This window comes from Lysobacter sp. DMC104, from assembly GCF_056313665.1.
On the sequence record NZ_JBQUZW010000003.1, the window covers coordinates 373,138 to 400,001 of the forward strand.

Here is a 26,864-nt window from a genome sequence, read left to right on the forward strand (position 1 = left end):
CCACGGCAGGCAGGCCGGGCATGAGCGGTGGGCTCACCCCCGCCCGTACACATCCTCGTAGCGCACGATGTCGTCTTCGCCGAGGTAGTCGCCGGACTGCACTTCGATCAGTTCCAGCATCTCGGTGCCGGGGTTTTCGAGGCGGTGCTTGGCGCCGATCGGGATGTACGTCGACTGGTTGGCGTGCAGTTCGAACAGGTCGAGGTTGCGGGTGACCAACGCGGTGCCGCGGACGACGATCCAGTGTTCGGCGCGGCGGCTATGCGACTGCAGCGAGAGCGAGGCGCCGGGCTTCACCTTGATGCGCTTGACCTGAAAGCCGTTGCCGACGTCGATGGAATCGTAGCTGCCCCACGGGCGCTGCACTTCGCGGTGCAGCACGGCCTGCGAGCGATGCTCCGCCTTCAGCCGCGCGACCACCTGCTTCACGTCCTGCACGCGGTCCTTGGCCGCGACCAGCACCGCGTCGTCGGTCTCGACCACGACGAGGTCGTCGACACCGACCAGCGCGACGAGTCGCCGCGCGTAGGCGTAGCTGTTGCGGCTGTCGACGGTGATCACGTCGCCGTGGCGCGCGTTGCCGTCGGCATCCTGTTCGCTCACCTCCCACAGCGCGGACCACGAGCCGACGTCGTTCCAGCCGATGTCGACCGGCAGCACCATCGCCGCGTCGGTCTTCTCCATCACCGCGTAGTCGATCGACTCCGACGGCGAAGCAGCGAAGGCGTCGCGATCGAGCCGGAGGAATTCACCATCGGGATCCACATGCCCGCAGGCCGCGCGCGCGGCGGCGAGGATGTCGGGACGATGGCGCCCGAGCTCTTCGAGGAAGCGCGAGGCGCGGAACAGGAACATGCCGCTGTTCCAGTAATAACCGCCGGCATCGAGATAACCCTGCGCGGTCGCAGCGTCGGGTTTCTCGACGAAACGCAGCACCTTGCGCACGCCCTCGCCGGCTTCCGCGTGGATGTAGCCGAAGCCGGTTTCCGGCGCCTGCGGCACGATGCCGAACGTCACCAGCGCGCCGGCCTCGGCCGCAGGCGATGCGGCGCGCACGGCAGCGCGGAAGGCATCGGCATCGCGGACCACGTGGTCGGACGGCAGCACCAGCAGCAGCGGATCGCAGCCGTCGGCGGACGCGATCAGCGCGGCGGCGGCGATCGCGGGCGCGGTGTTGCGGCCGACCGGTTCCAGCACGATCCGCGCGCGCGGCGCACCGATCACGCGCAACTGTTCGGCGACGAGGAAACGGTGGTCCTCGTTCGCGACCACCAGCGGCGCAGCCGACGACAGCGGCGCGACGCGGCGCCAGGTCGCCTGCAGCAGCGTGTCGTCGCCGACCAGCGGCAGGAACTGCTTGGGATGCGCCTCGCGCGACAGCGGCCACAGGCGCGTGCCGGAACCGCCGGACAACAGGACGGGCTGCAGCGCGGTCGGATCGTTCTGGGCGGAAAGCTCGGCCATGACGGCTCCCTCTGGTTCGGCGGACAGTTTACCCTTTGCAGATTCCATGCCATCCGCACGCCACTCCGGGCCCCGCATGTCGCAGACTTCGACACCATCCGCACTTCCCGCCGATCCGCACGCCGACGCACGCGCCGAAGCCCGCACGACCTGGGCGCGCGCAGCCACCGGCGACGCGACGCTGGTGCTCGAACGCGCCTCGATGGACGCGGGTTTCCGCAGCTACTGGCGCGGCGAGACCGCAGGCGACACGCGGATCGTGATGGATTCACCGCCGGACAAGGAAGACGTGAAGCCGTGGCTGCGCATCCGCGCGCTGCTGCAGGCCGGCGGCGTGCGTGTGCCGCAGGTGCTGGCCGAAGACGCCGACGCCGGCTTCCTGCTGCTGGAGGACCTGGGCCGCGACACCTACCTCCACGTGATCGACGCAACCAATGCCGACGCACTCTTCGACGCCGCCGTCGACCAGTTGCTGAAGCTGCAGGCCGTGCCACCGCCGGCCGACCTGCCGGTCTACGACGAAGCGCTGCTGACGCGCGAACTGCGGTTGTTCGACGAATGGTTCCTCGGCCGCCACCTCGGCGTGACGCTGGACTGCGCCGACCTCGAAGCGATCGACCTGGTGTATCGCCGGCTGATCGACGCCGCGCTGGCGCAGCCGCAGGTGCTGGTGCATCGCGACTTCATGCCGCGCAACCTCATGCCCGCCGCCGACGGTCCCGCGGTGCTGGATTTCCAGGATGCGGTGCGCGGACCGATCGCCTACGACGCGCTGAGCCTGTTCAAGGACGCCTTCCTCAGCTGGCCGGAAGCGCGCGTCGACGGCTGGCTGGACCGCTACCACGCGCGTGCCGCGGCCGCCGGGCTGCCGGTGTCCCCGCTGGCGCGTTTCCGCCGCGATGCGGATTGGATCGGCGTGCAGCGTCACCTCAAGGTCATGGGCATCTTCGCGCGGCTGCATCATCGCGACGGCAAGCCGAAGTACCTCGCCGACGCGCCGCGCTTCCTCGCCTACCTCGACGGCGTGCTGCCGAAATACCCGGAACTGGCGCCACTGGCGACGCTGCTGGATCGCCACGTGCGCCCTGCCCTCGCCGCCGGCTGAGCCCACGCGCCCCGACGCTCGACGGCGTGCCGAACGGCACAGTCCTTGCTTCGATCTCCGTGGCAAAGTGGCCGCGCAGTCGCAGTAGGGGGAACCGGCACCATGAAAGCGTTGATCTTCGCCGCGGGTCTGGGCGAACGGATGCGTCCGCTCACCGACACCGTGCCGAAGCCCTTGCTGCCGGCCGGCGGCAAGCCGCTGATCGTCTGGCACATCGAGCGGCTCGCGGCGGCCGGCATCCGCGACCTCGTGATCAACACCAGCTGGCTGGCGCGCAGCTTCCCGGACGCGCTCGGCGACGGCGAGGACTTCGGCGTCAGCATCCAGTACACCTACGAAGGCCCGACGCCACTGGAGACCGGCGGCGGCATGTGGCACGCGCTGCCGTTGCTGGGCACCGAACGCATCAGCGAGGAACCGTTCCTCGCGATCAACGGCGACATCTGGACCGACTACGACTTCGCGCGCCTGCCGCAGGAACCCGATGGCGACGCGCACGTGGTGCTGGTCGACAATCCCGCGCACAACCCGCGCGGCGATTTCACCCTGCGCGGCGACGGCCGCGTGAACAGCGGCCCGCCCACCGCCGCCGAACCCGGCACGCGCCTGACCTTCTCCGGCATCGGCCTGTACCGCCCCAGCCTGTTCGACGACTGGCGCCGGGTGATCGGCGATGCCCCCGGCGCCCGCGAAAAGCCGCCGCGCTTCAAGCTGGCGCCGCTGCTGCGTGCGGCGATGGGCCGCGAAGCGGTGGCCGGCGAACACCACCGCGGCCGCTGGACCGACGTCGGCACCCCGGAGCGGCTGGCGGAGCTGGATCGCGAGCTGGCGCGCGACGCGGTCGACTGACCCGCACGCGATACCGCGACGCGGCGGTTTTCAGCCGCCCAGCACGCTGCGCAGGAACGGCACCGTCAACCGGCGCTGCGCGGCCAGCGATTCGCGATCGAGCCGATCGAACAGCACCGTGAGGCTGGCAAGGTCGCGATCGACGCGGCGCAGCAGCCAGTCGATCGCGGCATCGTCCAGATGCAGCCCGCGACGCTGCGCACGCAGGCGCAACACGTCGGCGCGGCCGGCGTCGTCCAGCGGTTCCAGCATGACGCGGGTGCACTGCGACAGACGCGAGCGCAGGTCGGGCAGCGTCAGCGGCAGCGCATCGGGTGCGACCCGCGCGGCGTAGAGCAACTGGCGACCGGCGTCGCGGGCCCGGTTGTGGGCGTGGAACAGCGCGACTTCATCCTCGCGCGTGCCGGCGATGGCGTCGAGGCCGTCCAGCGCGAGCAGGTCGGCGTGCTCGAACGCCTCCAGCGCATCGCCCAGCCGTCCCGCTGCGGCCGCCAGCGGCAGGTAGGCCGTACGGCGGCCGGCGGTTTCGGCTTCGGCGCAGGCGGCGAGCAGCAGGTGGGTCTTGCCGGTGCCGGCCGGGCCGACGAGATACAGGCTTTCCGCTGCGGCGACGCCGGCCTCGCCCCGCGCGAACGCGTGCAACTGCGCCAGCGCGCCCTCTGGCGCGCCGACGAAGGTCTCGAAACGCTGGTCAGGCGGACAGCGCAGCGCCAGCGGCAACTGCGCGGCGCCGGCGGGCGACTGCGCGTTCACGCCGGATCCGTCGGCCCCGCAGGCGGGTCGGCGGACGGATCGGCGGGACGATCACGGACGTGGTGCGGAGCGGCCACGATCTCGATCTCCGGCGCGACGGGCGCGTCGCCGAGGTAGAACCGGCTGGCGGTGTACTGCCCGTGCAGATGGCGGATCAGCACGTTCGCCACCGACGCCACCGGCAGCGCCAGCAGCATGCCGAGGAAACCGAACAGCGTGCCGCCGGCCATCACCGCGAACACCACCGTCACCGGCCCGAGGCCGACGCGGTCGCCGACCAGCTTCGGCGTGAGCACGTAGCTTTCGAGCATCTGGCCGACGCCCCACACCGCCAGCACGCCGGCCAGGTGCGGCCAGTCGCCGAACTGCACCAGCGCGGCGATGCTGCCGCCCAGCAGCACGGTCAGCGGGCCGATGTACGGAATGAAGGTGAGCAGGCCGGCGAGCAGGCCGATGATCACGCCCACGTCGAGCCCGACGATCCACAGGCCGATGGCGTAGAACAGGCCCATCGACAGCATCACCAGGAACTGGCCGCGCAGGAAGCTGCCGAGCACGGCGTCGGACTCGCGCGCCAGCATCGCGACCGTGCCGATGCGGCTGCGCGGCACCAGCCCGGCGGCGCGCTGCACCAGCGCCGACCAGTCGCGCAGGAAGAAGAAGCTCAGGAACGGGATCAGCACGAGATTCGCGACCCAGCCCAGCACGGTGAAGCCCGAGTGCGTGACCACGCCCAGCACCTGGGCGGCGATGCCGCTGGCGCCCTGCCAGTTGCGCTTGAGCATCTCGACCAGGTAATCCGGATCGAGCCAGGTCGTCACGTTCAGCCCGGTCTTCGCCTGCACCCACGGCAGGCCGGTGTGCACGAACCAGTCGAGGTAGGTCGGCACGTTGTCGGCCAGCACCTGGATCTGGTCCTGGATCACCGGCACCAGCACCACGATCAGCACCGCCAGCAGCAGGATCATCGCGCTGAAGACCACCGCGACCGCGGTGTTGCGCGACAGCCCGCGCGCCTGCAGCCGCAGCACCACGGGATCGCCCATCCACGCCAGCAGCAGCGCGGCCGCGAACGGCGTGAGCACCGGCGCCAGCGCCCACAGCAGCGCCCCGGCGCCCAGCAGCAGCAGGCCCCACTGCAGCCGGCGGAAGAACGTGGCGATGTCCTCCACCGCCCGGTTCGGATCGGGCGGCGGCGGTGCGGCGGCGGGGAGTTCGGACGTCATCGCCGGCTCAGCGCAGGTCGAAGGTCGGGATCACCGGCTCCCCGCCCTCCGGCGGCGGCGCGTCCGGGGCGTCGGTCGTCGCCGGCGCGGTCAGCACGCCGCGATCGGTGATCACCCGGCGGAACCCGGGCATGCCGCTGATCAGGTCCAGCTCCAGCAGCAGGCCGTCGGCGGTGGCGCGCACCGGACGGGCCTTGCGCACGACCGACAGGTCCTGGAGGTGGGCCATCAGGCGGACGTAGTCGTCGGCGCTGTCGATGCCGGTGATCAGCACCCGGTAGGTGCCGGCCGGACCGGCCGCGGCACCGCGGCGGGCATAGCGGCGGATCAGGGCGTCGGCGGCCCCGTCGGCGCCACCGGCCATCGCCGCGCGGGCATCGGTGTTCTCGGTCGACCAGTTCGCCAGCGCCTTGCCGCTGTCGACGAAGATCCAGTCGGCTTTCCAGCCGGCGCCCTTGCGGTAGAGCTTGCCGATCAACTGCATCGGCGGGCTGTAGCGGGCCGATACCCGGGCCACGGCACCGGTGTCGCCGCGCCAGATCGCGCCGACGGCGGCCTGTTCGGCGGCGTTGCCGGCCGGCAGACCGAGGCGGTAGCCGCGCTCGATCGCGCGATCCAGCACCGACCGGGCGGCGTTGCTCTGGGCCAGCGCGACCAGCCGCGGGCCCTTGCCGTCGTCGATCGCCAGCCACAGCACCGGCTTGGGCCGCGGCTGCGGCCAGATCGGGAGCCCGAGCAGGCCGATGAGGCCGTCGACCTTGCCCTGATCGAAGCGGACCACGAGCATCGTCTTGAAGCTGGGCGCGCCATTGGCGCCGACGCCCTGGTCCTGGCGGTAATCGAAGCCGGCGACGTATTCCTTCGCGCGGCGCAGTTCCTGGCCGACGCCGGGGCGGCCGGTGGCGGCGCGGTCGCCGCTCAGCTTGGCCAGCACCTGCGCCAGTGCGCGGGCGAAGGCGCGGTCGCGCTCGGTATCGGTCTGGGTGTTGACCGGCACTTCGGCCTCGTAGACCCCGCTGGCGGCGGCGCGGTCGCCCTCCACCCGCTGGGCGTGGACGACGGGGGCGATCAGCGCCAGCCCGAGGCAGAGCCCCGCGACCCAACGCATCTTCCACCAGCTCGATTGCCGCATCTTCGAAGTCCCGGACAGGTTGGCCAAGGTCCGGAATGGTGCCACAAGCCCCTCCCGCCCCGTTAGCGAACGGCCCCGGACGCGCCCGCATCGGCCGGCATCGCGCCGCGGCGGGCTACAATTCCGCCTTTCCGCGACCGCAGTCGACGCCGTGACCCAGACGCCCCCCGCCTCCTCCGGACTCACCTACCGCGACGCCGGCGTCGACATCGACGCAGGCAACGAGGTGGTCGAACGCATCAAGCCGCTGGTCAAGCGCAGCTTCCGCCCCGAGGTGATGGGCGGCCTGGGCGGATTCGGCGCGCTGTTCGACCTCTCCGGCAAGTACCGCGAGCCGGTGCTGGTCTCCGGCACCGACGGCGTCGGCACCAAGCTCAAACTGGCGCAGCAACTCGGCCGCCACGACACCATCGGCATCGACCTGGTCGCGATGTGCGTGAACGACGTGCTGGTGCAGGGCGCCGAACCGCTGTTCTTCCTCGACTACTTCGCCACCGGCAAGCTCGACGTCGACACCACGGTGGCCGTGGTCGGCGGCATCGCGAAAGGCTGCGAACTCTCCGGCTGCGCACTGATCGGCGGCGAGACCGCCGAGATGCCCGACATGTACCCGCCGGGCGAATACGACCTCGCCGGCTTCTGCGTGGCCGGCGTGGAGAAGTCGAAGATCCTCGATGGCGCCAAGGTGCGCGAAGGCGACGTGCTGATCGGCATCGCCTCCAGCGGCCCGCATTCCAACGGCTACTCGCTGATCCGCCGCATCTACGACCGTGCCGACCGCCCGGCCGACCTCGACCTCGGCGGCGTGCGTCTGGTCGACGCGCTGATGGCGCCGACCCGCCTCTACGTGAAGCCGGTGCTTGAACTGCTGGGCGGCGCGCACGGCGAATCCATCCACGCGATGGCGCACATCACCGGCGGCGGCCTGACCGAGAACATCATCCGCGTGATCCCAGACGGCCTCGGCCTGTCGATCGATGCGTCGAGCTGGACGCTGCCGCCGGTGTTCCAGTGGCTGCAGCGCGAAGGCCAGGTCGCCGACGAGGAAATGTGGCGCACCTTCAACTGCGGCATCGGCTTCGTGCTGGTCGCGCCGCAGGACGCCGCGGTCGCGCTGGAAGGCGAACTCGACCGCCTCGACCTGCCGCACTGGCGCATCGGCGAAGTGACGCCGGCCGGCGACGGCGAGCGGGTGCGGATCGGCTGAGGCGATGCTCGCGCGACGGTTCGTCTTCGTGTCCCCGCTGGCGCCGGCCGAGATCGTCGAACGGCTGCGGGCCGCCACGCGTACGGCGTCTTCGCCTCCGGGCTTCTTCGATGGTTTCGGCAGGCAGGCCCGTGCCTACTTTGCCGGCGAGATCGGCGAGACCCGCTTCGAGATCCGGCGCAACCTGCCGCAAACGCGCATCTTGCCGCACATCGCGGGGCAGCTGTCGCCCTGCGAAAGCGGCACCCGAGTCGAGCTCACGCTCCGCGTGCGCCCGCTGACGCAAGCGTTCATGGCGATCGTGCTGATGCTCATCGGCTTCATGGCCTGGTCGGCGATGACGCATGGCGTCGACGTCAGGCAGCAACCGATCTTCTTCGGCGGCCTGCTCGTGGCCGGCCTCGCAGGTTGCAAGACCGTGCTGTTCCCCGATGACCGCATCGGCCGGGAGGCGCTGGCGGACCTGCTCGGCGCCAGGTCGACGACCGGCAGCTGATCCCCGCACACCTCCCGACGACATGGCCTTCCGTCTCGCCATCCTCGCCTCCGGCGCCGGCACCAACCTGCAAGCCCTGATCGACGCCATCGTCGCGGGTGAACTGCCCGCGACGATCGCCGGCGTGTTCTCCGACAAGGCGAAGGCGGTCGCGCTCGATCGCGCCCGCGCCGCGGGCATGCCGGCGACCGCGCTGTCGCCGAAGGCGTTTGCCTCACGCGAGGATTTCGACGCGGCGTTCTTCGCCGAAGTCGATGCCGCGGGCGCGGACCTGATCGTCTGCGCCGGCTACATGCGGATCATCTCCGCCGCGGAAATCCGGCGCCGACCCGGCCGCATGATCAACCTGCACCCGTCGCTGCTGCCGGCGTTCAAGGGCCTGCACACCCACCGGCAGGCGCTGGAGGCTGGGGTCGCCGAGCACGGCGCCAGCGTGCACGTGGTGACGGCCGACCTCGACGACGGCCCGGTGATCGCGCGCGCACCGGTGCCGGTGCTGCCGGGCGACGACGAGGCCACCCTCGCCGCCCGCGTGCGCGACGTCGAGCATCCGCTGCTGGTCGAGACGGTGCGGCTGTTCGCCGAAGGCCGGCTGCGGCTGGAGGGCGGCACGATCCTGCTGAATGACGTGCCGCTGGCCGCCCCGCTTCAGCTGCGAGCCAACCGCCGGCTCGCATGATGCCGGCCGTCATGCGCCCGCTCACCGCCCGCCTCGTCTCCACCTTCGTCCTCGCCGCACTGCTGCCGGCCGCCGCGGCGTCGGCGCAGGCCGTGGCGACGGCGCCGGTCGAGGCCGCGACGCCCGTCCGCACGCTCATTCCCTTCACCGCCCGCTACGAGGCCGCCTACCACGGCAAGGCCGCCGGCGACGCCACGCTGGCGCTGGTCCGCGGCACCGCACCGCGCTGGCGGGTGGATCTCGGCATCGCAGGTCGCCGCGGCATGCTCGGCGTGCTCGGCCTCAACGTGCAGCAGAGCACCGCGTTCGAACTGGTCGGCGACGCCTACCGCCCGCTGGGCCAGAGCACGGTCCGCAAGGGCCTGTTCATGGGCAAGTCCACCACCGGCACCTACGACTGGGCGCGTGGCACGGCGCAGTGGACCGGCGATCTCAAGGCCCGGCACCGCCAGCCGGTGCCGCTGCAGCCCGGCGACATGAGCGGCCTGCTGATCAATCTCGCGATCGTGCGCGACGCCCGCCCCGGCGCGGTGCTGCACTATCGCTTCGTCGAAGCCGGCCGGGTCCGCGATCATGTCTACCAGGTCGCCGACACGCCGGAGACGATCGCCGTCGGCGAACTCACCTTCTCCGCGCTACGCGTGGCACGCACCAATGCCGATGGCGACGGCACCGTCGTCTGGGTCGCCGAGGGCGTGCCGACGCCGGTGCGCATCCTCCAGCGCGAGGACGGCGCCGACGCCATCGATCTGCGTTTGATGGAATATCGCTGAGCCCGCCCCCACATTGGTCACCCACCGAGTCCGCACCCGACCTCCCCCAAGGATGCCCATGACCTCGCACCGTGTTCCCGTCGCCCTCCGCGGCCTCGCCCTCGCCGCCGCCGTGTTCGGCACCGCCGCAGCGCGCCCCGCGCATGCGCTCGAAGCCTTCGCCGCCGACTACGAGGCCAGCTACATGGGCCTGTCGGCGAAGGGCCGCATGACCATCGAGCCGCAGGCCGGCAACCAGTGGAAGTACACGCTGAAGGTGAGCAACCAGGTCGCGCAACTGACCCAGGTCACCGTGTTCGAGGACCGCAACGGCCAGTGGCGCCCGCTGTCGGGCACCGACGCCTCGCTGCTGCTGGTGAAGAAGATCCGCCGCAACGCCGTCTACGACTGGAGCGCCGGACAGGCGCGCTGGAGCGGCGACGTGAAACCCGAACGCGCCGGCCCGGTCACCCTGCAGGCCGGCGACGTCGACGCGCTGCTGCTGAACCTCGCCATCGCCCGCGACGCACAGGCCGGCAAGCCGCTGCGCTACCGCATGGTCGACGAAGGCCGCGCGAAGCTGATGCAGTTCAGCGTCGCCGGCAGGGACACCCTCACCATCGGTGGCAAGCCGCAGGCGGCGACGAAGCTGGTCAGCACCAACGGCAACAAGCAGATGTTCGTGTGGGTGGTCGACGGCCTCGAATTGCCCGCGCGCATCCTGCAACGCAAGGACGGCAAGGACGACATTGACCTGCGGATCCTGGCGCTGCCGAAGTAATTCCCCGGCGCACCCCGCCGGCATCAATCCCCCGACGATGCTTCGTCGGGGAAGCGCCAATCGGGCAGCGTTTCCCGAGCCTCGCGCCACGCGGGAGGAATGCCGGCAAGGCCGGTCCTGCACACCACGACCCCGCCGACGATCGCGCAGATAGTGTCTCGATCACCACCCGCCGAAAGAGCCAGCCATAACGCCTGTTCGTAGTCATCGAGCGACTGCGCACAGCACCAGAGCGCATAGGGGACCGTATCCTGCGCCGCCATCGTCGTGCCGTTACCCAACAACTGCGCCGCATGCGTCCGCGACGAAACGCCACGGATGCCCAGGCCACGTGCCAGTTTGGATCGCACTTCACCTGCAGGCATGCGATCCATGATCCCACCGAGGAATGACGCCATCGTGGGCAGCGCTCCTTGTTCAAGCGCATGGCACGCCGTCGCGGCTGCGAGGGCAACGGCGATGGCTCCGGCGATGGCTTCTGGATGGGCGTGCGTGACCTCGGCACTGGCCCGGGCCTCCGACACGACGCGGTCGAAATCTTCGTGGAAGAAGGCCCCCACGGGTGCTGCACGCATTGCAGCGCCGTTGCCGAAAGAACCTTGCCCGCCGAACGCACCGCGGGTGACTTCACGCCAATCTTCGCCTTCGCGGATGCATGCAAGTACGCGGTGCATCGAGGGTCCGTACGCCCGATCGTAGCTGTACTGCGACGCCAGACTTTCAGCGAGGGCATCCTGTTCGATTCGACCGTACCGCCCCAGCGTCCGCAGAATCGACAGCGACATCTCCGTGTCATCGGTGTAATACCACGGCCCGTCGGGGGCGATCGCATCGCCCGTTCGATGCATCCAGGCGGGATCGAAAAAACACTGGCCGAACGCATCCCCGACTGACAGGCCCTCGAGCGAAAGCGAGGCCCAATCCAGAGGGGTCGCAGGCACGACGTCGGCAATGCAGGTCATGCAAGGGTGGTCGGCTAGGCCCGGCAGGCGTCAGTCGACGCGCCGGATCTTCGCGCCCAGCGCGGACAGCTTTTCCTCGATGCGTTCGTAGCCGCGGTCGAGGTGGTAGATGCGGTCGATCGTGGTGTCGCCGTCGGCGACGAGGCCGGCGAGGATCAGCGACGCCGACGCGCGCAGGTCGGTCGCCATCACCGGCGCGCCGCCCAACTGCTCGCGACCGCGGACGATCGCGGTGTGACCGTCGATGCGGATGTCGGCGCCCAGGCGCAGCAACTCCTGCACGTGCATGAAGCGATTCTCGAAGATCGTTTCGCTGATCACGCCGACGCCTTCGGCCACGCAGTTCAGCGCCATGAACTGCGCCTGCATGTCGGTGGGGAAGCCCGGGTGCGGCGCAGTGGTGATGTCGACCGCCTTCGGCCGTTTGCCGTGCATGTCGAGGGTGATGGTGTCGCCTTCCTCGACGACCTCGGCACCGGCCTCGACCAACTTGTCGATCACCGCGTCCAGCGTGTCCGGGCGCGCGGCGCAGCAGACGATGCGGCCGCCGGTCATCGCTGCGGCGACGAGGAAGGTGCCGGTCTCGATGCGGTCGGCGACGACGTCGTGGCGCCCGCCTTCCAGCCGCTCGACGCCGTGCACGGTGATGCGGTTGCTGCCGGCGCCCTCGATCTTCGCGCCCATCGCGATCAGGCACTCGGCCAGGTCGACGATCTCCGGCTCCATCGCCGCGTTCTCGAGCACGCTGGTGCCGTCAGCCAGCGCCGCGGCCATCAGCACGTTCTCGGTGGCGCCCACGCTGACCATGTCGAACACGACGCGGCCGCCCTTCAGGCGTTCGGCCTTCGCCTTGATGAAGCCGTGGTCGACGCTGACGTCGGCGCCCAGCGCCTGCATGCCCTTGATGTGCTGGTCGACCGGCCGCGAGCCGATCGCGCAGCCGCCGGGCAGCGACACTTCGGCCGCGCCGTGCTTGGCCAGCAGCGGGCCCAGCACCAGCACCGAGGCGCGCATGGTCTTCACCAGTTCGTACGGCGCGACGTGGCTGCTCACGCTGCGCGCATCGACGCGCACGGTGCCGGCCTCGCGGTCGTGGTCGACCTGCGCGCCGAGTTCGCGCAGCAGCTTGATCGTGGTGACCACGTCGTGCAGGTAGGGCACGTTGCCGATCTCGACCGGACCGTCGGCGAGCAAGGTCGCGCACAGGATCGGCAGGACGGCGTTCTTGGCGCCGGAAATGCGGACTTCGCCCTGGAGCGGGGCGCCGCCGGTGACGACGATTTTCTGCATGGTCGGAAGGGATCGGAAAGGGAAAGAAGGAAACGATCGTCGCCGATCGTGGAAACAGCGTTGAAACCGGGGTGTCGCCGGGCTCCGTCCCGTCCGCGCCCGAGCGGGCCTCAGCCAGCTTCCGCGGGGGTCAGCGTCTTCAGCGACAGCGCATGGATTTCGTTGCCCATCAGCGTGCCCAGCGTGGCGTAGACCATGCGGTGGCGGGCCAGCGGCAGCTTGCCCTGGAAGGCCTCGGACACCACCAGCGCCTCGAAATGCACCCCGTCGTCGCCGAAGACGCGCACCTGCGCGCCGGGCAGGCCCTGTTCGATGAGCTGGCGGATGGCGTCTGGGGTCATGGCGGGGTGTCGGTCGGGGAGGCGTCGGAGGGGGCCCATCGGGCAGGTCGCGCATTCATCGGCCGTCCGGGCAAACCTGAATGACGGTGCGTAGAATGGGCCGCCCAGCTTAACGGAAAGCCGCCGGCTCCCCAATGGCGACGCCCCGCCCGACCGCCTCCGCGCCCCTTCCCGTCTCCACCTCCGACGCCACGCTGGCCGCCAGCGGCCGGCGCGTGTTCGAGGTGGAGCGCGACGGCCTCGCCGCCGTGGCGGCGCGGATCGACGATCCGGCCTCCGACGGCGCCTTCGCCGCCGCCTGCCGCGCGATACTGGCCTGCACCGGCCGCGTGGTCTGCATGGGCATGGGCAAGTCCGGGCATGTCGCCCGCAAGATCGCCGCCACCCTCGCCTCCACCGGCACGCCGGCCTTCTACGTCCACCCGGGCGAAGCCGGCCACGGCGACCTGGGCATGATCACCGACCGCGACGTGGTGCTGGCGCTGTCCTACTCCGGCGAGTCCGACGAGATCCTGATGCTGCTGCCGGTGCTCAAGCGCCAGGGCAATCGGCTGATCGCGATCACCGGCCGGCCGCAGTCGACGATGGCCCGCGAGGCCGACCTCCACCTCGATGTCAGCGTGCCTGCCGAGGCCTGCCCGCTGGCGCTGGCGCCGACCAGCAGCACGACCGCCTCGCTGGCGATGGGCGACGCCCTCGCCGTCGCGCTGCTCGAAGCCCGCGGCTTCACCTCCGAGGATTTCGCGCGCTCGCATCCTGCCGGGGCGCTCGGCCGCCGCCTCCTGCTGCACATCGCCGACGTGATGCACACCGGCGACGACATTCCCCGTGTCGGCCCCGACGCCACCCTCGCCGACGCGCTGCTCGAAATGAGCCGCAAGCGCCTCGGCATGACCGCCGTGGTCGACGACGCCGGCGGCCTGCTCGGCCTCTACACCGACGGCGATCTGCGCCGTTCGCTGGCCGATCCCGCCACCGACGTGCACACCACGCCCATCGACCGGGTCATGACCCGCGCGCCGGTGGTGATCGACGCCGATGCGCTCGCGGTGGAAGCCGCGCAGCTGATGGAAGCGCACAAGATCAACGCGCTGCTGGTGGTCGACGGCGATCGCCGCGTGGTCGGTGCGCTGAACATCCACGATCTGCTGCGCGCGCGGGTGGTTTGAGGATGACGTTCACACTGCCGGCGCACCTCGCCGATCTCGACGACAGCCTCGTGGCCCGCGCCGCGCGGATCCGGCTGGCGTGTTTCGACGTCGACGGCACCCTGACCGACGGCCGCCTGTTCCTCGACGCCGACGGCCGCGAACTCAAGGCCTTCCACGTGCACGACGGCCAGGGTCTGGTGCTGCTGCGCAAGGCCGGGATCGAGGTCGCGTTCATCACCGCGCGGCGCAGCGAAGTCGCGGCGCGGCGGGCCGAGGAACTGGGCGTGCGCGCCCACATCGGCGTGAAGGACAAGCTCGGCTGCGTGCAGGCGCTGTGCGCCGAGCTGGGCATCGACACCGGGATGGTCTGTTTCATGGGCGACGACCTGCCTGACCTGCCGGTCATGCGGGCCTGCGGCCTGGCGGTCGCGCCCGCGGACGCCCATGCCACCACCCGCGCCGCCGCGCACTGGCGCACGAGCGCCCGCGCCGGCCGCGGCGCCGCGCGCGAGCTATGCGACCTGCTGCTCGCGGCGCAGGGCCACTTCCCGACCGAGATGGCGCCGACCGGCATCACCGGAGACCGCGCATGAACTGGCGGCCGATCCTCGTGCTGCTGCTGATCGCCGGCGCCGCGCTCGCCGGCTGGGCGGTCTGGCAGCACCGCGCGCCCGAGGTCCGCACCACGGGCCCGGCCGGGCGACCGGACTACGTGCTGGAGGATTTCGAGCTGGTCGCGTTGAACGCCGACGGCCGCGAGTCCTTCACCCTGCGCGCGCCGACGCTCGCGCGCCGCCCGGGCGACCGCACGATGAGCCTGACCACGCCGGTGTTCCTCGTGCCCAACGGCGAAGGCCGCTACTGGGACATCCGCAGCAAGACCGGCTGGGTCAGCGCCGACCAGAAGGAAATCCGCCTGATCGGCGAGGTCAAGGCGAACGGCCCAAGCGACGAATTGCGCCCGGTGACCATGAACACCGAGCGCCTGAACGTCTATCCGCAGCAGAACCGCGCCAGCACCGACGCCGTCGTGACCATCGTCCAACCCGGTTCTATACTCCGGGGTCGCGGTTTCGCGGTGTCCACGACCACGAAACGTTACGTGTTCCGATCCGAGGTCCAGTCCACCCATGCGCCGAGCCCACGCTGATTCCCTTCTCCGTTCCCGGCGCGCGCGCATCCTCGCGACGCTCCCGGCGGCCCTGCTCGCGCTCGGCGCAGGCAGCGCGATCGCCCGCGATTCGGACCGCAACCAGAACATGAACATCGCTTCCGCGCACAGCGAAGGCAGCCTCGACGACAGCGGCGTCTACACCTTCACCGGCGCCGTGGTCATCACCCAGGGCACGATGGAGATCCACGCCGACCGCGCCGACATCCATCGCGCCGGCGGCGACGTCGCCCGCGCCGAGCTGACCGGCAAGCCCGCCACGCTCAAGCAGCAGATGAACGACGGCACGTGGATGAACGCGAAGGCCGACCGCATCGATTACGACACCCGCAACGACGTGCTCGTGCTGACCGGCAACTACACCGTCACCACGCCGCGCGGCAGCACCACGGGCCAGCGCCTGACCTACGATCTGAAGAACAGCCGGGTCGAGAGCGGCGGCAGCAGCGGCCGCGTGAACATGACCTTCGTGCCGAAGTCGGCGCAGAACGGCGGCACCACGCCCGCGCCGAAGCCTGCACCGAAACCCGACGCGCCCAAGGGCAAGCCCTGATGCTCGTCGCCGAGGGGCTGCGCAAGCGCTACAAGTCGCGCGAGGTCGTGCGCGACTTCGGGTTGAAGCTGGAGGCCGGCGAAGTCGTCGGCCTGCTCGGCCCCAACGGCGCCGGCAAGACCACCTGCTTCTACATGATCGTGGGCCTGGTGCCCGCGGATGCCGGCCGCATCGTGCTGGACGGCCATGACATCACCGGAGAACCGATGTACGCCCGCGCCAAGCGCGGCGTCGGCTACCTGCCGCAGGAACCCTCGGTGTTCCGCAAGCTGACCGTGGCCGACAACCTGCGGCTGGTGCTGGAGATGCGTTCCGACCTCGACGCCGACGGCCGCGAGCGCGAGCTGGCGGCGCTGCTGGAGGAACTCCAGGTCAGCCACGTCGCCGAACAGATCGGCGCCAGTCTCTCCGGCGGCGAGCGTCGCCGCGTCGAGATCGCCCGCGCGCTGGCGGCCAAGCCGCGGATGATGCTGCTGGACGAACCGTTCGCCGGCGTCGACCCGATCTCCGTCGGCGAGATCCAGCGCATCGTCCGGCACCTGAAGAACCGCGGCATCGGCGTGCTGATCACCGATCACAACGTCCGCGAGACGCTCGGCATCTGCGACCGCGCCTACATCCTCAGCGAAGGCACGGTCCTCGCCCAGGGCGCGCCCGACGCCCTGCTGGCCAATCCCGACGTGCGCCGCGTGTACCTCGGCGAATCGTTCCGCCTCTGATCCCCGGCCGCGCCGCCGGCCGACCTGCTTCGATCGATCTCCACCGGCCTCGCAATGCCGGGCGATCGAGTGCGCCGATGCGGACGCGTGGCCTCGACTCGCCGGGTTGTGTCGTGCATCCCGGTAAGCCGGACGCGGACTTTGCAAGAATCGCGCCAAGGGTTGCCCGGAGCGGCACGGGGGGGGCTAACATACGGACATGAAGGCGCGTCTTCAGACATCGCTGGGGCAACAGCTGGTCCTGACGCCGCAGTTGCGGCAGGCGTTGCATCTGCTGCAATTGTCGTCGCTGGAACTGGAGCAGGAGATCGCGGTCGCGGTCGAGAGCAATCCGTTGCTCGACTGGGCCGAGGCCCCCGAAGGCGAGGCGCCCGAGGGCATGCCCGAAACCCAGGTCGCCGCCGAAGCACCGACTGCCGAAGACACCGCCCAGGAGCGCAGCGAGGCCGAGGTCGATGACGGCTGGGAGCCGCCCGACAGCTGGAGCGCCAGCGGCGGCGGCGGTGGCGAGGACGACGGGCTGGATCCGATGGACCGGCTCACCCATTCCGAATCCCTCCACGACCACCTGTCGTGGCAGTTGCACCTCACCCGGCTGTCGCCGCAGGACCAGCGCATCGGCGCGGCGATCATCGACGCGATCGACGACGACGGCTACCTGCGCGAACCGCTGGACGCGATCGCCGAAGCGTTGCTGCCGGAAGTGCATGTCGGCAATGCCGAAATCCTGACCGTGCTGCACCAGATCCAGCGCTTCGATCCGCCCGGCGTCGCTGCCCGCGACCTGCGCGAGTGCCTGTCGCTGCAACTGCACGCCCTGCCCGACGACACGCCCGGACGTGCCGCGGCGCTGCGCATCGTCGAAGAAGCGCTGGAACGGCTGCCGAAACTCGGCATCGATGGCCTCGCGAACGAACTCCACCTGTCCGCCGACGATGCCGCCACCGCGATGCAGCTGGTGCGCTCGCTGGATCCCCGCCCGGGCTCGCAGCTCGGCGGCATGAGCGCCGACACCTACATCACCCCCGACTGCGTGATCTGGCGCCACAACGGCATGTGGCGCACCGCGCTGGCAGGCAGCCATGCACGACTGACGATCCATCGCGGCTACGAAGGCATGATCCAGCACGCCAACGCCAGCGACGCGGCCTATCTGCGCGGCCGGTTGCAGGAAGCACGCTGGCTGCTCAAGCACCTGGAGGCGCGCGGCGACACGCTGCTGAAGGTCGTGCGCTGCCTGATCCGCCAGCAGTCGGGATTCCTGGAATTCGGCGAGCAGGCACTGCGTCCGCTCACGCTGCGCGAAGTGGCGACCGAGATCGGCCTGCACGAATCCACCGTCTCGCGTGCGATCGCGCGCAAGTACGCGCTGACGCCGCGCGGCACGTTGCCGCTGCGCAGCTTCTTCGCCTCGGGCATCGGCACCGAAGGCGGCGGCGAAGCCTCCAGCACCGCGATCCAGTCGATGATCCGGCGCCTGATCGAGGCCGAGAACCCGCGCAAGCCGCTGTCCGACGCCAAGCTCGCGGACACCCTGAAAGCCTCCGGCGTGCCGGTGGCACGGCGCACGGTGGCGAAGTACCGCGAGGCGATGAACATCCCGGCCTCGCACGAACGCGTGCGGATGGGCTGAAGGCCTGAACCGCGCCGTCGTGCGGCCTTGCGTCCGTGCCCTGCTGGGGTACCCTGTCGAAGCGGAGCATCGGAACGGACGAACCGCCCTTGTGCGACCCCCGTTCCGGCCCGATGTCTCCCATGAGGCGAGCGGCCGAAGCCGCCGCCCGCGTCGCACGCCGGCGGGCCGGGGCCGGGATCGCGATGTGCGCCACACGCCCGGCACAACAGAGGACACCGTCGATGCGTATCGAAACCCATGGCCACCAGATCGAAGTCACTCCCGCGCTGCGCGACTACGTCGAAACCCGCTTCTCGCGCCTCAGCCGACATTTCGAACACTCGATGGACGTCATCCGCACGCAGTTGAGCATCGACAAGCCGCACCATCGCGCCGAAGCCACGATCAGCCTCTCCGGCCGCACGCTGCACGCCGACGCCGATGGCCAGGACATGTACGCCGCCATCGACCTGCTCGCCGACAAGCTCGACCGACTGCTGATCAAGCACAAGGAAAAGATGGTCGACCACCATCGCGGGGAAAGCCTCGCGCGCACCGCGGACTGACGTCCGTCCCGCCCGGCGGCGCGTGCGCGTCGCCGGGCCCGCCCCAACCGCCTCCCGCCATGAATGCCAGCATCAGCGCGCGCGATCTGTTCGACCAGCAGCAGGAGCGCCTCGCGTTGCGCTGGGTCGCCGGACAACGCGGCGAACACCGCCTCCTCGAAGCCGTCGATACCGTTGCCCGGCGCCCGTCGCTGGCCGGCTATCTCAACATCATCTATCCGAACAAGGTGCAGATCCTCGGCACCGAGGAACTGGCCTGGCTGGATGCGCTCGATGCGCGCCACCGTTGGGAGACGATCGAGAAGATCATCCAGTTCCGCCCGCTGGCGATGGTCGTCAGCAAGGACCAGCGCTGCCCCGAGGACCTGCGCATCGCCGCGGAGGAATCCGACACGCCGCTGTGGCTGTCGCCGCGCCGCGGCCACGAACTCTTCAACCACCTGCAGTACCACCTCGCGCGCAAGCTCGCGCCGCGGCTCACGGTGCACGGCGTCTTCATGGAGATCTACTCCATCGGTGTGCTGATCACCGGCGAATCCGGCGCCGGCAAGAGCGAACTCGCGCTGGAACTGGTGACGCGCGGCCACCGCCTCGTCGCCGATGACGCGCCGGAATTCACCCAGATCGCGCCCGACGTGCTCGACGGCGCCTGCCCCGAACTGCTGCAGGACCTGCTGGAAGTCCGCGGCCTCGGCATCCTCAACGTGCGCCAGATGTTCGGCGACACCGCGGTGAAACGGAACAAGTACCTGCGCCTGATCGTGCATCTCGCGCGCCCGCACCACGAGCCGCAGTCGACCGGCATGGAACGCCTGCTCGGCGACCTCGGCTCGCGCCGGCTGCTCGATCTCGACGTGCCGATGATCACCCTGCCGGTGATGCCCGGCCGCAACCTCGCGGTGCTGACCGAGGCCGCGGCGCGCGCACACATCCTGCGGATCAAGGGCGTGGACCCGGCCGCCGCGTTCATGGCCCGGCATTCGCACTTCCTGGAGCGCGCCGAATGAGTACCGACGCCGAGCGCGGCTCGCGCCTGATCGTCGTCAGCGGCATGTCCGGCAGCGGCAAGTCGATCGCGTTGCACACGCTGGAAGACCTGGATTTCGACTGCGTCGACAACCTGCCGGCCGAGCTGCTGCCCGACTTCGTGCGCAACGCCACCGGCAAGAGCGAGCTGCCGCAGAAACTCGCCGTCGGCATCGACGTGCGCAACCGCCAGACCGACCTGACGAAACTGCCGTCGTGGCTGTCGCAGGCCGGCGCGCTGGGGCTGGACACGACGCTGGTGTTCTTCGATGCCACCGACGGCGTGCTGCTCAAGCGCTTCGCCGAGACGCGACGCCGGCATCCGCTCAGCCATCGCGGGCTGGCGCTGGCCGAGGCGATCGAGGAAGAGCGCCGGCTGCTGCGCCCGCTGCGCGCGCTGGCCGACGCCGTCGTCGACACCAGCGAGACCAACGTCCACCAGTTGCGGCGTCGGGTGATCACCGAACTCGGCCTCGGCGACGACCGCACGATCTCGCTGCTGTTCGAATCGTTCGCGTACCGCCGCGGCGTACCCGCGGATGCGGACTTCGTGTTCGACGCACGCATGCTGCCGAACCCGCACTGGGACGCGCGGCTGCGCCCGCTGTCCGGCCGCGATCGCGAGGTGCGCGAGCATCTCGATGCCGACACCGACGCGCAGGACTACGTGCGCCAGGTCGGCACGTTCCTCGACCACTGGCTGCCGCGCATGCAGGGCGACACCCGCAGCTACATCACGGTGGCGTTCGGCTGCACCGGCGGGCGGCATCGCTCGGTGTACCTCGCCGAAACCCTCGCCGCGCATGCCCGCGCGCGCGGCTGGCCCGAAGTGGCGACGTTCCATCGCGAACTGGAGTGACCGCCGTGCGCCGGCAGCGGCGCGCACGTGGTCGATCAAGACGTTCGCGGCACTTCAGGCATCGCGACGCAGCGACCAGAACGGCACGAGGCTGCGCAGCCGGAAGCCCATGGCGTCGTACACGCCTTTCGCCCGCGCGTTGGCGGAGCTCACGTGCAGGTACGGCGTGCGCCCGGCGGCAAGCACGTCGTTCGCCAGCCATGCGGTGAGCCGGCGGGCATAGCCGCGGCCCAGGAAATCGGGATGCGTGCAGATCGCGCTGAGTTCCTGATACCGATCCGTGGCCAGCCGTTCGCCGGCCATCGCCGCGAGTCGGCCGTCGACGCAGATCCCGAAGTAGCGGCCCAGTGCCAGCGTGCGTTCGCGGAAGTAGTGGGGATACACCAGCGCGGTGAGCGCGAGCACGTCGTCGCGCTGCGCCTCGCCCAGCGACACGATCTCCGGCCCGTCGGGCACCGGCATCGGCTCGGTGCGGATCATCTGCACCAAGTCGCCGTGGGCATCGAGGGTCATCCCGGCCGGCACGCGCGGCGCAACGCCGATCAGGTAGAGGCTTTCGCCGGGCGCCAGCAGCGCGGCGAGCGCCGCATCCGCATCGATATCGGCATGCGCCACGCCGAGGAACGGCGCGTGGTCGGCGGGATAGCGCGCCACCGCGTCCGTGCCGATGGCGAGGTGCGCGTGGCGGCTGCGCAGCGCCGACCAGAACGGGTTGTCGAGGTCGGAGGCATCGGGAATGAAATCGGCGGCCATGCCCCGAGCATAGCCGCCACGTCCGCCGGCGTCAGCGCGCCGCGGCCTTCGCCGGATCGTAGGCGCCGGTGGTGAAACGCCAGCCGACGACCGGCACGGTCTTCGGCTTCTTGCAGTCCTCGAACATCCCGACCACCTTCACCGTGGCGCTGTCCGGCGCGACCTCCAGCACGGTCGCGGTGATGCCCGAGCGTGCCGCGCCGACGCCGACCAGTTCCATGCCCGGCGCGAGTCGATCGTTCGCGCCGCGGTCAAGCGTCAACCGATAGACGTGGTTGCAGCCGAGCGACGGCATGCTGTCGCGCTTCGATTCCACGTGAACGACCTCACGCACCAGCACTTCCAGTGGCTGGCGGCGCAGCAGCGCGAGGAAACGCGGCGGCAACGTCGGCAGGCCACTGACCGACTTCTTCTCGTCGCCGTCGGCCAGCAGGAACATGCCGTGGACGCTGTGCCGCGGCTCGAAACCGCGATGTACCGCGTTGACGAAATCGAGGAGTTTCGCGTCGGGAATGAGATAGCGGCGCGCGCCCCAGCGCACCGGATGCACGGTCTCGGGGAAGCCGCCGAAGCCGGGTTTGTTGGGATTGTCATAGACGAAGCGCAGCGTGCCGTCTCGGGCTTCCACCCGGCCGTGGTTGGCGCCGTACAGCCCCAGGCAACCGTGCCAGGTCGCCGCGACGCCGGCCCGCGGTGCCAGCGACAGCGCAATGTTCGCGCCGAGGCCGTCGCCCTCGTAGTAATCGCCCGCCCACGGATGCGCCCCGAGGCCGGCCAGTTCCTTGTCGATGTCCGCGCGGCGCCGTTCGGCGGCTTCACCGTCGGGCTGCTCGGGCGCCGCCGCGGGCTTCGGCTTCGCGGCCGGCGGCGCGGCGGGCGCACTGCAGGCGGCCAGCAGGACGCAGGCGATCATTGCCAGGCGGGCGGTGTGGAGGATCGAGACGGTGGACGCGGCGGGACGCATGGCGGGCTCCGGAGTGGGCGGCGAGACCGTGTCGAACGCACCGATGCGGCGAACGGGGTCGACGGCCGGACACGATCCGCGTGTCAGAATTCCGCCTTTCAGCCGCACGACCCGCCGATGACCTCGCATTCGCCCCTCCCCGCCCCCGCATCGGACGCTTCCGGCGACGACGCTCCGATCCTGCGCGCCACCTTCAACCCGCTGCTGCGCGCCTACCTCGTGGTCTACGTGGCCGGCATGCTGCTGATGACGGTCGTGCTCAGTCCGCTGGCGGTGCTCTGGGTGCTGGGGCCGGGCCAGTGGTGGGCCGGACACTATTTCCGCGAACTGAAGTGCCAGCTCGACGACCGCGTGCTGAATTTCCGCAAGGGCATCCTGTTCCAGGTCGAGAAGACGGTGCCGCTGGAGAACATCCAGGACGTGACCTTCCTCGAAGGCCCGCTGCTGCGCCGCTTCGACCTGACGGTGCTTCGCATCGAGACCGCCGGCCAGAGCCCGGGGCAGGCGCACAACATGCAGCTGGCCGGCATCATCGACGCGCATCGGTTCCGCGACGAGATCCTGCGTCGCCGCGACCGCCTGCGCCACGAACTCGCCGGTGCACGCGCCGACCACGACGCGCTGCAGCTCGACGCCCTGCATGCGATCCGCGACCGGCTGGACGAAATCGCGATGCTGCTGCGCCGCGAGCGCGACTGACACGCCTCAGCCGCCGTCGCGCACCAGCGCGACCGTCGCCTCCGCGCGATCCAGTCGCACTTCGACCTGCGCGAATCCGGGCACTTCGACGCGCACCATCGGCACGTTCACCCCATCGAGCACGAGGCGCCCGTCGCCATCGCTGGTCAGCGTGAGCGGCGGCACACCCCGCAGCGGCGCGAGCACCGCCACCGGTGCGCCGCGCAGCGGCCGTCCGTCCGCAGTCAGGCGCAGCACGACGCGACGCCCGCCGCCGGCCTCGATCCGCGTGCGATAGCGCGCGGTGTCCGCACGCACCTCGACCGCGTGGCTCATCGCGACGCGCCACGGTGCGACGAGCACCGCGACGCGCACGGGACCCTCGCGATCCAGCGACACCGCCATGCCGCCGGCGAACGGCCGGAACGCGTCCGCGGCGGCATCGCGCCATGCACCGCCCTCGCGCCGTTGCAGGACGAACACCGGGAACGGCGATTCCGCGCGCGGGCGTCGCGGCACGTCGATGCCGGGCGTGTCGACCAGCAGCCAGCGCAGCGGCTGCAGTTCGATCGTCTTCTCGACCGTGGCCGCCGGCGCATCGCCGAGCGACACATCGAGCGGCAGGCGTTCGGGCCAGGTCGGCAGCGCATCGACGAGGAACGACGGCGATGCCGGCGGCGGAAACGACAACTGCATCGACAGCGGCAGGGACGCGTCGATGCCGTCGACGACGACCACGCCGCGCGCATCGGGTCGGAACCGGCGCTCGCCGCGCGGTGCATTCCAGACCAGCGTCGGCGCGGTCACCGGCGTGCCGCTGCCGCGCTCGACTAGCCGCAGGCGCAGCGTGGTCGACAACGCCGCGCCGAGTTCGGTCGCGGCGGGATCGAGGTCGACCTCCAGATAGCGGCCCGCCGACAGCGTCACGCGACGACGCTCGCTTTCCACGCCGTCGACCACCGCGACCACGTCGACGTCGCCGGGCGGCAGCGGCGCGATCGACGTCGCTGCGGTGGCGTCGATCGGCAGCGGCGTGTCGTCGTAGGCGTCGAGCAACGCCGGCCGCTCGCGGCGCATCAGCGGCTGCCAATCGGCGTCCTGCATCGCGCCTTCGACGCGCCGGAGCAGCAGCCCCGCGCGCACGCCGGGCACGCGCGGCGCACGCACACGCAGCCCCGCGGCCACGCGCGGGCGCAGCTGCGCGGGCACGTCCGCGCGGGCGAAGCGCGCTTCCCAGAAACGCAGGCCATCGCCGGCGCGTGCCTGCAGCACGTAGCGATCCGCCGGCGGCAGCGCGAAGGGACCGGCGACGACGATGCCGTCGGCCTGCGTCGTCGCGGCGACATCGATCCAGCGCACGACCTGCGCCAGATCGGCGAGATCACCGGGACCGGCGCCCTCGCGGCCGCCGCGCAGCCACGCGCGATAGGCGGCGAGATCGTCGGGCGACACATTCGCGATGCCGATCCGCACCGAACGCGGATCGGCCGACACGCCGCCGTCCGGCAGCAGCACGATGCGAACGCCATCGACGACCTGCGCGTTCGTCGCAGTGTGCGTCGCGGTCGCATCCGTCAGTGACGGCGATGCAGAATGCGACGTCGAGCGCCACCACCACGCCAGCGACAGCACGACGCCGAGCGCGAGCCCGGCGCCGAGCCATGCGATGGACGTCCGGCGCGACGCCATCCGGCGTCAGTCGGTGTCTGCGGACGAATACAGCGAGAGATAGATCGGCGCGTGGTCGGACACGCCGTTGCGGAACGTGCACATGTCGGCGATGTAGTCGCGACCCGACGCCGAATACTCGGTGACGTAGCTGGCCTGCATCCAGAAATGGTCGTACGCGCTGGCGAACGCGCAGCTGGTGTTGATCGAGGTCAGCTCGTTGACGCGGTAGCTCACCACAGGCGACGACCCGGTCAGGCCGGTCCACCACGGCGAGGTCGCCTCGCGATTGTGGTCGCCGACCATGATCACGTCCTGGTCGCTGCTGCTGCCGTTCTGCACGCTGTTGAAGACGGTGGCGATCTGCTGGATCTCGGCCTGGCGCTCGGCGGTGGTGCCGAACACGGTGTGCCAGTTGATGAAGGTGTAATCGGCGCCGGTCTGGATGTGGCGCACCTTCACGATCTGCGGTTCACGCTCGAACTTGTCGCCGGTATCGGCCCACACCGTGGACGACAGCAACTGGACGCGGTCGGTGCGGAACAGCACCGCGTAACGCTCCTTGTAGCTGCTGCGGCCGATGGCGTCGGTGACGCGGTAATCCCAGGTGTAGCCGCTGACGCGGTTGAGCGCGGCAACGAGGTTGGCCGGCGTGTCGGCGTACATGATCTCCTGGCCGAACACGAGGTCCGCGCCGTTCGCGGCGGTGCCGGTGCTGCCGAAGTTGTTCCAGATCTGGCGGGCGTAGGCGTCCCAGTCCTGCTGGCCGGACCAGCCGGCATGCAGCATGTTCCAGGAGACCACGCGGAGATACGACTGGGCCGACGCCTGCGCGGCGAACGCGAACAGGCACACGGCGAGCAAAGCGGCGATGCGGCGTTTCATGGAACCTCCCCGGAAAGGCTGCCACGGATGGCATGGATGGATGGAAGACGCGCCAGTCTCGCTGCACGAGATGTCCGTGTCGTGTCGGGTCCCCTGCCCCGGACGCATCCCTGCCGCCGGTCGCCGGCGGGCCGCGGCATCATGGCCGGCGGTGGCCGGCGACGCACGCTGCAGCGCGACGAAACGCGACGGAACGTGATCGCCATCCGTTCGGGGCGTGACGAAGGTTGGGTGACGCATGGCGCGTGCCGGTATGCGCGCACCACTGCACCATGGCCGCATGGCCCGCCTTCGTCCCCGCTTGCATGCCGCCGTGGCCGCACTGGTTGCTGCCGCGGCGTATGCCGCCTCGCTGGCGGTGCTGCTGCGGGCGCCGGACGCCGACCTCGTCGAGCCGCTGTTCCTGCTCGCTTCGCTCGGCCTCGTGTTCCCGGCGCTGGCATGGGCGCTCACGCGCAGGCCGCGCGCGACGGCGGCACCGCTGTCGCCGCCGCCGTCGCGGCTGGGCGGGCCGCTGCTGTATCTCGCGGTGTTCTCGGTGCTGGTGCTGGGCTGGGGCTTCGGCGCGATCGCCGCGCAGTGGCCCGGCGAACCCGCGCAGTCGATCGCGAAGACGCTGGTGAAACTGGCGACGATGGTCGCGCTGCCGGCGCTGCTGTTCCTGCGCGACGATCATCGCCGCCCGCGCTTCGGCAGCGCGCGGCTGTGGACGATCTTCGCGGCGATGGCGATCGCGTTGCTGGGGTTCCAGACGATGTTCGGCCGCGGCCTGATCACGCTGCGCGAACTGGCACTGGACGCGACGACGCTGGCGTGGGCGATCCCGCTGTGCTGGCTGTGGCAGGTGCTGGAAGCCGGCCTGTGCGAGGAAGTGCTGTTCCGGCGCGTGGTGCAGCAGCGCCTTGCCGATGCCACCGGTTCGACGACCGCAGCGGTGCTGTGGGCGTCCCTGCTGTTCGGCCTGGCGCACGCGCCCGGCCTGTATCTGCGCGGTGCGCACCTGATGGAAGGCGTCGCCACGGCGACGCCACTGTGGGCGGTGGCCTATTCGATCGCGATCGTCGCCCCGGCCGGCATCGTGTTCGGCGTGCTGTGGGCACGCACGCGCTCGCTGTGGCTGGTGGTGCTGCTGCACGGCACGATGGACCTGCTGCCGCAGCTGGCGCCGTTCATCCGCGACTGGCACGGCTGAGCGCGCATCGGCGACGTCATGCGTCAG

The 26,864-nt window shown here is 70.6% G+C and carries 29 protein-coding genes; 18 read left to right on the forward strand and 11 right to left on the reverse strand.

All coding sequences use genetic code 11. The features are described from left to right. Positions 1-33 precede the first annotated feature (33 nt). Positions 34-1,464, reverse strand: a complete 1,431-nt coding sequence (locus ACT53R_RS06685; protein ID WP_476171067.1) for a mannose-1-phosphate guanylyltransferase/mannose-6-phosphate isomerase — start codon at positions 1,462-1,464, stop codon at positions 34-36. Positions 1,465-1,540: 76 nt separating this feature from the next. On the opposite strand from ACT53R_RS06685, the gene ACT53R_RS06690 reads away from it, so the two are divergent. Further along, positions 1,541-2,569, forward strand: coding sequence for an aminoglycoside phosphotransferase family protein (locus ACT53R_RS06690; RefSeq protein ID WP_476171068.1), 1,029 nt, complete (start codon positions 1,541-1,543; stop codon positions 2,567-2,569). A 102-nt stretch (positions 2,570-2,671) separates the two neighbouring features. Then, positions 2,672-3,418, forward strand: coding sequence for an N-acetylmuramate alpha-1-phosphate uridylyltransferase MurU (gene murU / locus ACT53R_RS06695; protein ID WP_476171069.1), 747 nt, complete (start codon positions 2,672-2,674; stop codon positions 3,416-3,418). Between the two features lie 30 nt (positions 3,419-3,448). Here murU and hda read toward each other — a convergent pair whose 3' ends face one another. From hda to ACT53R_RS06710, 3 genes are read right to left on the reverse strand one after another with little or no spacing between them, the layout of a single operon-like run. Beyond that, positions 3,449-4,171 (reverse strand): DnaA regulatory inactivator Hda, encoded by a 723-nt coding sequence (gene hda, locus ACT53R_RS06700; RefSeq protein WP_476171070.1) that lies wholly within the window; start codon positions 4,169-4,171, stop codon positions 3,449-3,451. Continuing rightward, a complete protein-coding gene (locus ACT53R_RS06705) occupies positions 4,168-5,397 on the reverse strand; it encodes an AI-2E family transporter (protein WP_476171071.1) in 1,230 nt (409 codons plus the stop codon). The genes hda and ACT53R_RS06705 overlap by 4 nt, the downstream gene beginning before the upstream one ends. Positions 5,398-5,404: 7 nt before the next feature. Beyond that, positions 5,405-6,505: a DUF2066 domain-containing protein gene (locus ACT53R_RS06710; RefSeq protein ID WP_476171072.1), complete on the reverse strand. Its 1,101-nt coding sequence runs from the start codon at positions 6,503-6,505 to the stop codon at positions 5,405-5,407. 175 nt (positions 6,506-6,680) lie between these two features. On the opposite strand from ACT53R_RS06710, the gene purM reads away from it, so the two are divergent. The 5 genes from purM to ACT53R_RS06735 are packed head-to-tail and all read left to right on the forward strand — an operon-like array spanning position 6,681 to position 10,444. Further along, a complete protein-coding gene (purM, locus tag ACT53R_RS06715) occupies positions 6,681-7,736 on the forward strand; it encodes a phosphoribosylformylglycinamidine cyclo-ligase (protein ID WP_476171073.1) in 1,056 nt (351 codons plus the stop codon). A gap of 28 nt (positions 7,737-7,764) precedes the next feature. Beyond that, positions 7,765-8,232, forward strand: coding sequence for a hypothetical protein (locus ACT53R_RS06720; protein WP_476171074.1), 468 nt, complete (start codon positions 7,765-7,767; stop codon positions 8,230-8,232). A gap of 22 nt (positions 8,233-8,254) precedes the next feature. Next, positions 8,255-8,911, forward strand: coding sequence for a phosphoribosylglycinamide formyltransferase (purN, locus tag ACT53R_RS06725; protein WP_476171075.1), 657 nt, complete (start codon positions 8,255-8,257; stop codon positions 8,909-8,911). An 11-nt stretch (positions 8,912-8,922) separates the two neighbouring features. Next, positions 8,923-9,684 (forward strand): DUF3108 domain-containing protein, encoded by a 762-nt coding sequence (locus ACT53R_RS06730; protein ID WP_476171076.1) that lies wholly within the window; start codon positions 8,923-8,925, stop codon positions 9,682-9,684. 58 nt (positions 9,685-9,742) lie between these two features. After that, positions 9,743-10,444 (forward strand): DUF3108 domain-containing protein, encoded by a 702-nt coding sequence (locus ACT53R_RS06735; protein ID WP_476171077.1) that lies wholly within the window; start codon positions 9,743-9,745, stop codon positions 10,442-10,444. Between the two features lie 23 nt (positions 10,445-10,467). Here the strand turns inward: ACT53R_RS06735 and ACT53R_RS06740 are convergent, their stop codons facing one another. The 3 genes from ACT53R_RS06740 to ACT53R_RS06750 all read right to left on the reverse strand — a co-directional run bounded on the left by ACT53R_RS06740 (position 10,468) and on the right by ACT53R_RS06750 (position 13,037). Next, the gene (locus ACT53R_RS06740; protein ID WP_476171078.1) at positions 10,468-11,406 is read right to left on the reverse strand and encodes an ADP-ribosylglycohydrolase family protein; all 939 of its coding nucleotides are present in this window, start codon (positions 11,404-11,406) and stop codon (positions 10,468-10,470) included. Between the two features lie 30 nt (positions 11,407-11,436). Beyond that, positions 11,437-12,696, reverse strand: a complete 1,260-nt coding sequence (murA, locus tag ACT53R_RS06745; protein WP_476171079.1) for a UDP-N-acetylglucosamine 1-carboxyvinyltransferase — start codon at positions 12,694-12,696, stop codon at positions 11,437-11,439. Positions 12,697-12,806: 110 nt separating this feature from the next. Beyond that, positions 12,807-13,037: a BolA family protein gene (locus tag ACT53R_RS06750; protein WP_476171080.1), complete on the reverse strand. Its 231-nt coding sequence runs from the start codon at positions 13,035-13,037 to the stop codon at positions 12,807-12,809. A 134-nt stretch (positions 13,038-13,171) separates the two neighbouring features. Between ACT53R_RS06750 and ACT53R_RS06755 the strand changes: the two genes are divergently transcribed. The 9 genes from ACT53R_RS06755 to rapZ all read left to right on the forward strand — a co-directional run bounded on the left by ACT53R_RS06755 (position 13,172) and on the right by rapZ (position 20,697). Next, positions 13,172-14,206 carry a KpsF/GutQ family sugar-phosphate isomerase gene (locus ACT53R_RS06755; RefSeq protein ID WP_476171081.1) on the forward strand — a complete coding sequence of 345 codons (1,035 nt, stop codon included), beginning with the start codon at positions 13,172-13,174 and terminating at the stop codon, positions 14,204-14,206. Positions 14,207-14,208: 2 nt separating this feature from the next. After that, positions 14,209-14,781, forward strand: coding sequence for a KdsC family phosphatase (locus ACT53R_RS06760; protein ID WP_476171082.1), 573 nt, complete (start codon positions 14,209-14,211; stop codon positions 14,779-14,781). Continuing rightward, complete coding sequence (gene lptC / locus ACT53R_RS06765; RefSeq protein ID WP_476171083.1) at positions 14,778-15,338, forward strand: LPS export ABC transporter periplasmic protein LptC; 561 nt, start codon at positions 14,778-14,780, stop codon at positions 15,336-15,338. Before ACT53R_RS06760 ends, lptC begins: the two co-directional genes overlap by 4 nt. Beyond that, the gene (lptA, locus tag ACT53R_RS06770) at positions 15,319-15,912 is read left to right on the forward strand and encodes a lipopolysaccharide transport periplasmic protein LptA (RefSeq protein ID WP_476171084.1); all 594 of its coding nucleotides are present in this window, start codon (positions 15,319-15,321) and stop codon (positions 15,910-15,912) included. Before lptC ends, lptA begins: the two co-directional genes overlap by 20 nt. Then, entirely contained in the window at positions 15,912-16,631 is a 720-nt protein-coding gene (gene lptB, locus ACT53R_RS06775; RefSeq protein ID WP_476171085.1) for an LPS export ABC transporter ATP-binding protein, read from the forward strand. The genes lptA and lptB overlap by 1 nt, the downstream gene beginning before the upstream one ends. 199 nt (positions 16,632-16,830) lie before the next feature. Further along, the gene (locus ACT53R_RS06780; RefSeq protein ID WP_476171086.1) at positions 16,831-18,264 is read left to right on the forward strand and encodes an RNA polymerase factor sigma-54; all 1,434 of its coding nucleotides are present in this window, start codon (positions 16,831-16,833) and stop codon (positions 18,262-18,264) included. A gap of 224 nt (positions 18,265-18,488) precedes the next feature. Continuing rightward, complete coding sequence (gene hpf / locus ACT53R_RS06785; protein WP_476171087.1) at positions 18,489-18,812, forward strand: ribosome hibernation-promoting factor, HPF/YfiA family; 324 nt, start codon at positions 18,489-18,491, stop codon at positions 18,810-18,812. 59 nt (positions 18,813-18,871) lie between these two features. Then, positions 18,872-19,819 carry an HPr(Ser) kinase/phosphatase gene (hprK, locus tag ACT53R_RS06790; RefSeq protein WP_476171088.1) on the forward strand — a complete coding sequence of 316 codons (948 nt, stop codon included), beginning with the start codon at positions 18,872-18,874 and terminating at the stop codon, positions 19,817-19,819. Further along, positions 19,816-20,697 (forward strand): RNase adapter RapZ, encoded by an 882-nt coding sequence (gene rapZ, locus ACT53R_RS06795; protein WP_476171089.1) that lies wholly within the window; start codon positions 19,816-19,818, stop codon positions 20,695-20,697. The genes hprK and rapZ overlap by 4 nt, the downstream gene beginning before the upstream one ends. Before the next feature lie 54 nt (positions 20,698-20,751). Here rapZ and ACT53R_RS06800 read toward each other — a convergent pair whose 3' ends face one another. Both ACT53R_RS06800 and ACT53R_RS06805 read right to left on the reverse strand, forming a co-directional pair. Then, the gene (locus tag ACT53R_RS06800; RefSeq protein WP_476171090.1) at positions 20,752-21,450 is read right to left on the reverse strand and encodes a GNAT family N-acetyltransferase; all 699 of its coding nucleotides are present in this window, start codon (positions 21,448-21,450) and stop codon (positions 20,752-20,754) included. A gap of 31 nt (positions 21,451-21,481) precedes the next feature. Continuing rightward, entirely contained in the window at positions 21,482-22,414 is a 933-nt protein-coding gene (locus ACT53R_RS06805) for a hypothetical protein (RefSeq protein ID WP_476171091.1), read from the reverse strand. A 117-nt stretch (positions 22,415-22,531) separates the two neighbouring features. On the opposite strand from ACT53R_RS06805, the gene ACT53R_RS06810 reads away from it, so the two are divergent. Then, complete coding sequence (locus ACT53R_RS06810; RefSeq protein WP_476171092.1) at positions 22,532-23,113, forward strand: PH domain-containing protein; 582 nt, start codon at positions 22,532-22,534, stop codon at positions 23,111-23,113. 6 nt (positions 23,114-23,119) lie between these two features. Here the strand turns inward: ACT53R_RS06810 and ACT53R_RS06815 are convergent, their stop codons facing one another. Then, positions 23,120-24,781: a hypothetical protein gene (locus tag ACT53R_RS06815; protein WP_476171093.1), complete on the reverse strand. Its 1,662-nt coding sequence runs from the start codon at positions 24,779-24,781 to the stop codon at positions 23,120-23,122. Between the two features lie 6 nt (positions 24,782-24,787). After that, positions 24,788-25,645, reverse strand: coding sequence for an exonuclease/endonuclease/phosphatase family protein (locus tag ACT53R_RS06820; RefSeq protein WP_476171094.1), 858 nt, complete (start codon positions 25,643-25,645; stop codon positions 24,788-24,790). A 313-nt stretch (positions 25,646-25,958) separates the two neighbouring features. On the opposite strand from ACT53R_RS06820, the gene ACT53R_RS06825 reads away from it, so the two are divergent. Continuing rightward, positions 25,959-26,837: a lysostaphin resistance A-like protein gene (locus ACT53R_RS06825; protein WP_476171095.1), complete on the forward strand. Its 879-nt coding sequence runs from the start codon at positions 25,959-25,961 to the stop codon at positions 26,835-26,837. The last annotated feature ends 27 nt before the right edge of the window (positions 26,838-26,864 follow it).

What these genes read in the sequence shown, in the direction of transcription:
- ACT53R_RS06685 (WP_476171067.1), bottom strand. Translation starts at nt 1,464, where the DNA reads ATGGCCGAGCTTTCCGCCCAGAACGATCCGACCGCGCTGCAGCCCGTC.
- ACT53R_RS06690 (WP_476171068.1), top strand. Translation starts at nt 1,541, where the DNA reads ATGTCGCAGACTTCGACACCATCCGCACTTCCCGCCGATCCGCACGCC.
- murU (WP_476171069.1), top strand. Translation starts at nt 2,672, where the DNA reads ATGAAAGCGTTGATCTTCGCCGCGGGTCTGGGCGAACGGATGCGTCCG.
- ACT53R_RS06705 (WP_476171071.1), bottom strand. Translation starts at nt 5,397, where the DNA reads ATGACGTCCGAACTCCCCGCCGCCGCACCGCCGCCGCCCGATCCGAAC.
- ACT53R_RS06710 (WP_476171072.1), bottom strand. Translation starts at nt 6,505, where the DNA reads ATGCGTTGGGTCGCGGGGCTCTGCCTCGGGCTGGCGCTGATCGCCCCC.
- purN (WP_476171075.1), top strand. Translation starts at nt 8,255, where the DNA reads ATGGCCTTCCGTCTCGCCATCCTCGCCTCCGGCGCCGGCACCAACCTG.
- ACT53R_RS06730 (WP_476171076.1), top strand. Translation starts at nt 8,923, where the DNA reads ATGCGCCCGCTCACCGCCCGCCTCGTCTCCACCTTCGTCCTCGCCGCA.
- ACT53R_RS06735 (WP_476171077.1), top strand. Translation starts at nt 9,743, where the DNA reads ATGACCTCGCACCGTGTTCCCGTCGCCCTCCGCGGCCTCGCCCTCGCC.
- ACT53R_RS06740 (WP_476171078.1), bottom strand. Translation starts at nt 11,406, where the DNA reads ATGACCTGCATTGCCGACGTCGTGCCTGCGACCCCTCTGGATTGGGCC.
- murA (WP_476171079.1), bottom strand. Translation starts at nt 12,696, where the DNA reads ATGCAGAAAATCGTCGTCACCGGCGGCGCCCCGCTCCAGGGCGAAGTC.
- ACT53R_RS06750 (WP_476171080.1), bottom strand. Translation starts at nt 13,037, where the DNA reads ATGACCCCAGACGCCATCCGCCAGCTCATCGAACAGGGCCTGCCCGGC.
- ACT53R_RS06755 (WP_476171081.1), top strand. Translation starts at nt 13,172, where the DNA reads ATGGCGACGCCCCGCCCGACCGCCTCCGCGCCCCTTCCCGTCTCCACC.
- ACT53R_RS06760 (WP_476171082.1), top strand. Translation starts at nt 14,209, where the DNA reads ATGACGTTCACACTGCCGGCGCACCTCGCCGATCTCGACGACAGCCTC.
- lptC (WP_476171083.1), top strand. Translation starts at nt 14,778, where the DNA reads ATGAACTGGCGGCCGATCCTCGTGCTGCTGCTGATCGCCGGCGCCGCG.
- lptA (WP_476171084.1), top strand. Translation starts at nt 15,319, where the DNA reads ATGCGCCGAGCCCACGCTGATTCCCTTCTCCGTTCCCGGCGCGCGCGC.
- lptB (WP_476171085.1), top strand. Translation starts at nt 15,912, where the DNA reads ATGCTCGTCGCCGAGGGGCTGCGCAAGCGCTACAAGTCGCGCGAGGTC.
- ACT53R_RS06780 (WP_476171086.1), top strand. Translation starts at nt 16,831, where the DNA reads ATGAAGGCGCGTCTTCAGACATCGCTGGGGCAACAGCTGGTCCTGACG.
- hpf (WP_476171087.1), top strand. Translation starts at nt 18,489, where the DNA reads ATGCGTATCGAAACCCATGGCCACCAGATCGAAGTCACTCCCGCGCTG.
- hprK (WP_476171088.1), top strand. Translation starts at nt 18,872, where the DNA reads ATGAATGCCAGCATCAGCGCGCGCGATCTGTTCGACCAGCAGCAGGAG.
- rapZ (WP_476171089.1), top strand. Translation starts at nt 19,816, where the DNA reads ATGAGTACCGACGCCGAGCGCGGCTCGCGCCTGATCGTCGTCAGCGGC.
- ACT53R_RS06800 (WP_476171090.1), bottom strand. Translation starts at nt 21,450, where the DNA reads ATGGCCGCCGATTTCATTCCCGATGCCTCCGACCTCGACAACCCGTTC.
- ACT53R_RS06805 (WP_476171091.1), bottom strand. Translation starts at nt 22,414, where the DNA reads ATGCGTCCCGCCGCGTCCACCGTCTCGATCCTCCACACCGCCCGCCTG.
- ACT53R_RS06810 (WP_476171092.1), top strand. Translation starts at nt 22,532, where the DNA reads ATGACCTCGCATTCGCCCCTCCCCGCCCCCGCATCGGACGCTTCCGGC.
- ACT53R_RS06815 (WP_476171093.1), bottom strand. Translation starts at nt 24,781, where the DNA reads ATGGCGTCGCGCCGGACGTCCATCGCATGGCTCGGCGCCGGGCTCGCG.
- ACT53R_RS06820 (WP_476171094.1), bottom strand. Translation starts at nt 25,645, where the DNA reads ATGAAACGCCGCATCGCCGCTTTGCTCGCCGTGTGCCTGTTCGCGTTC.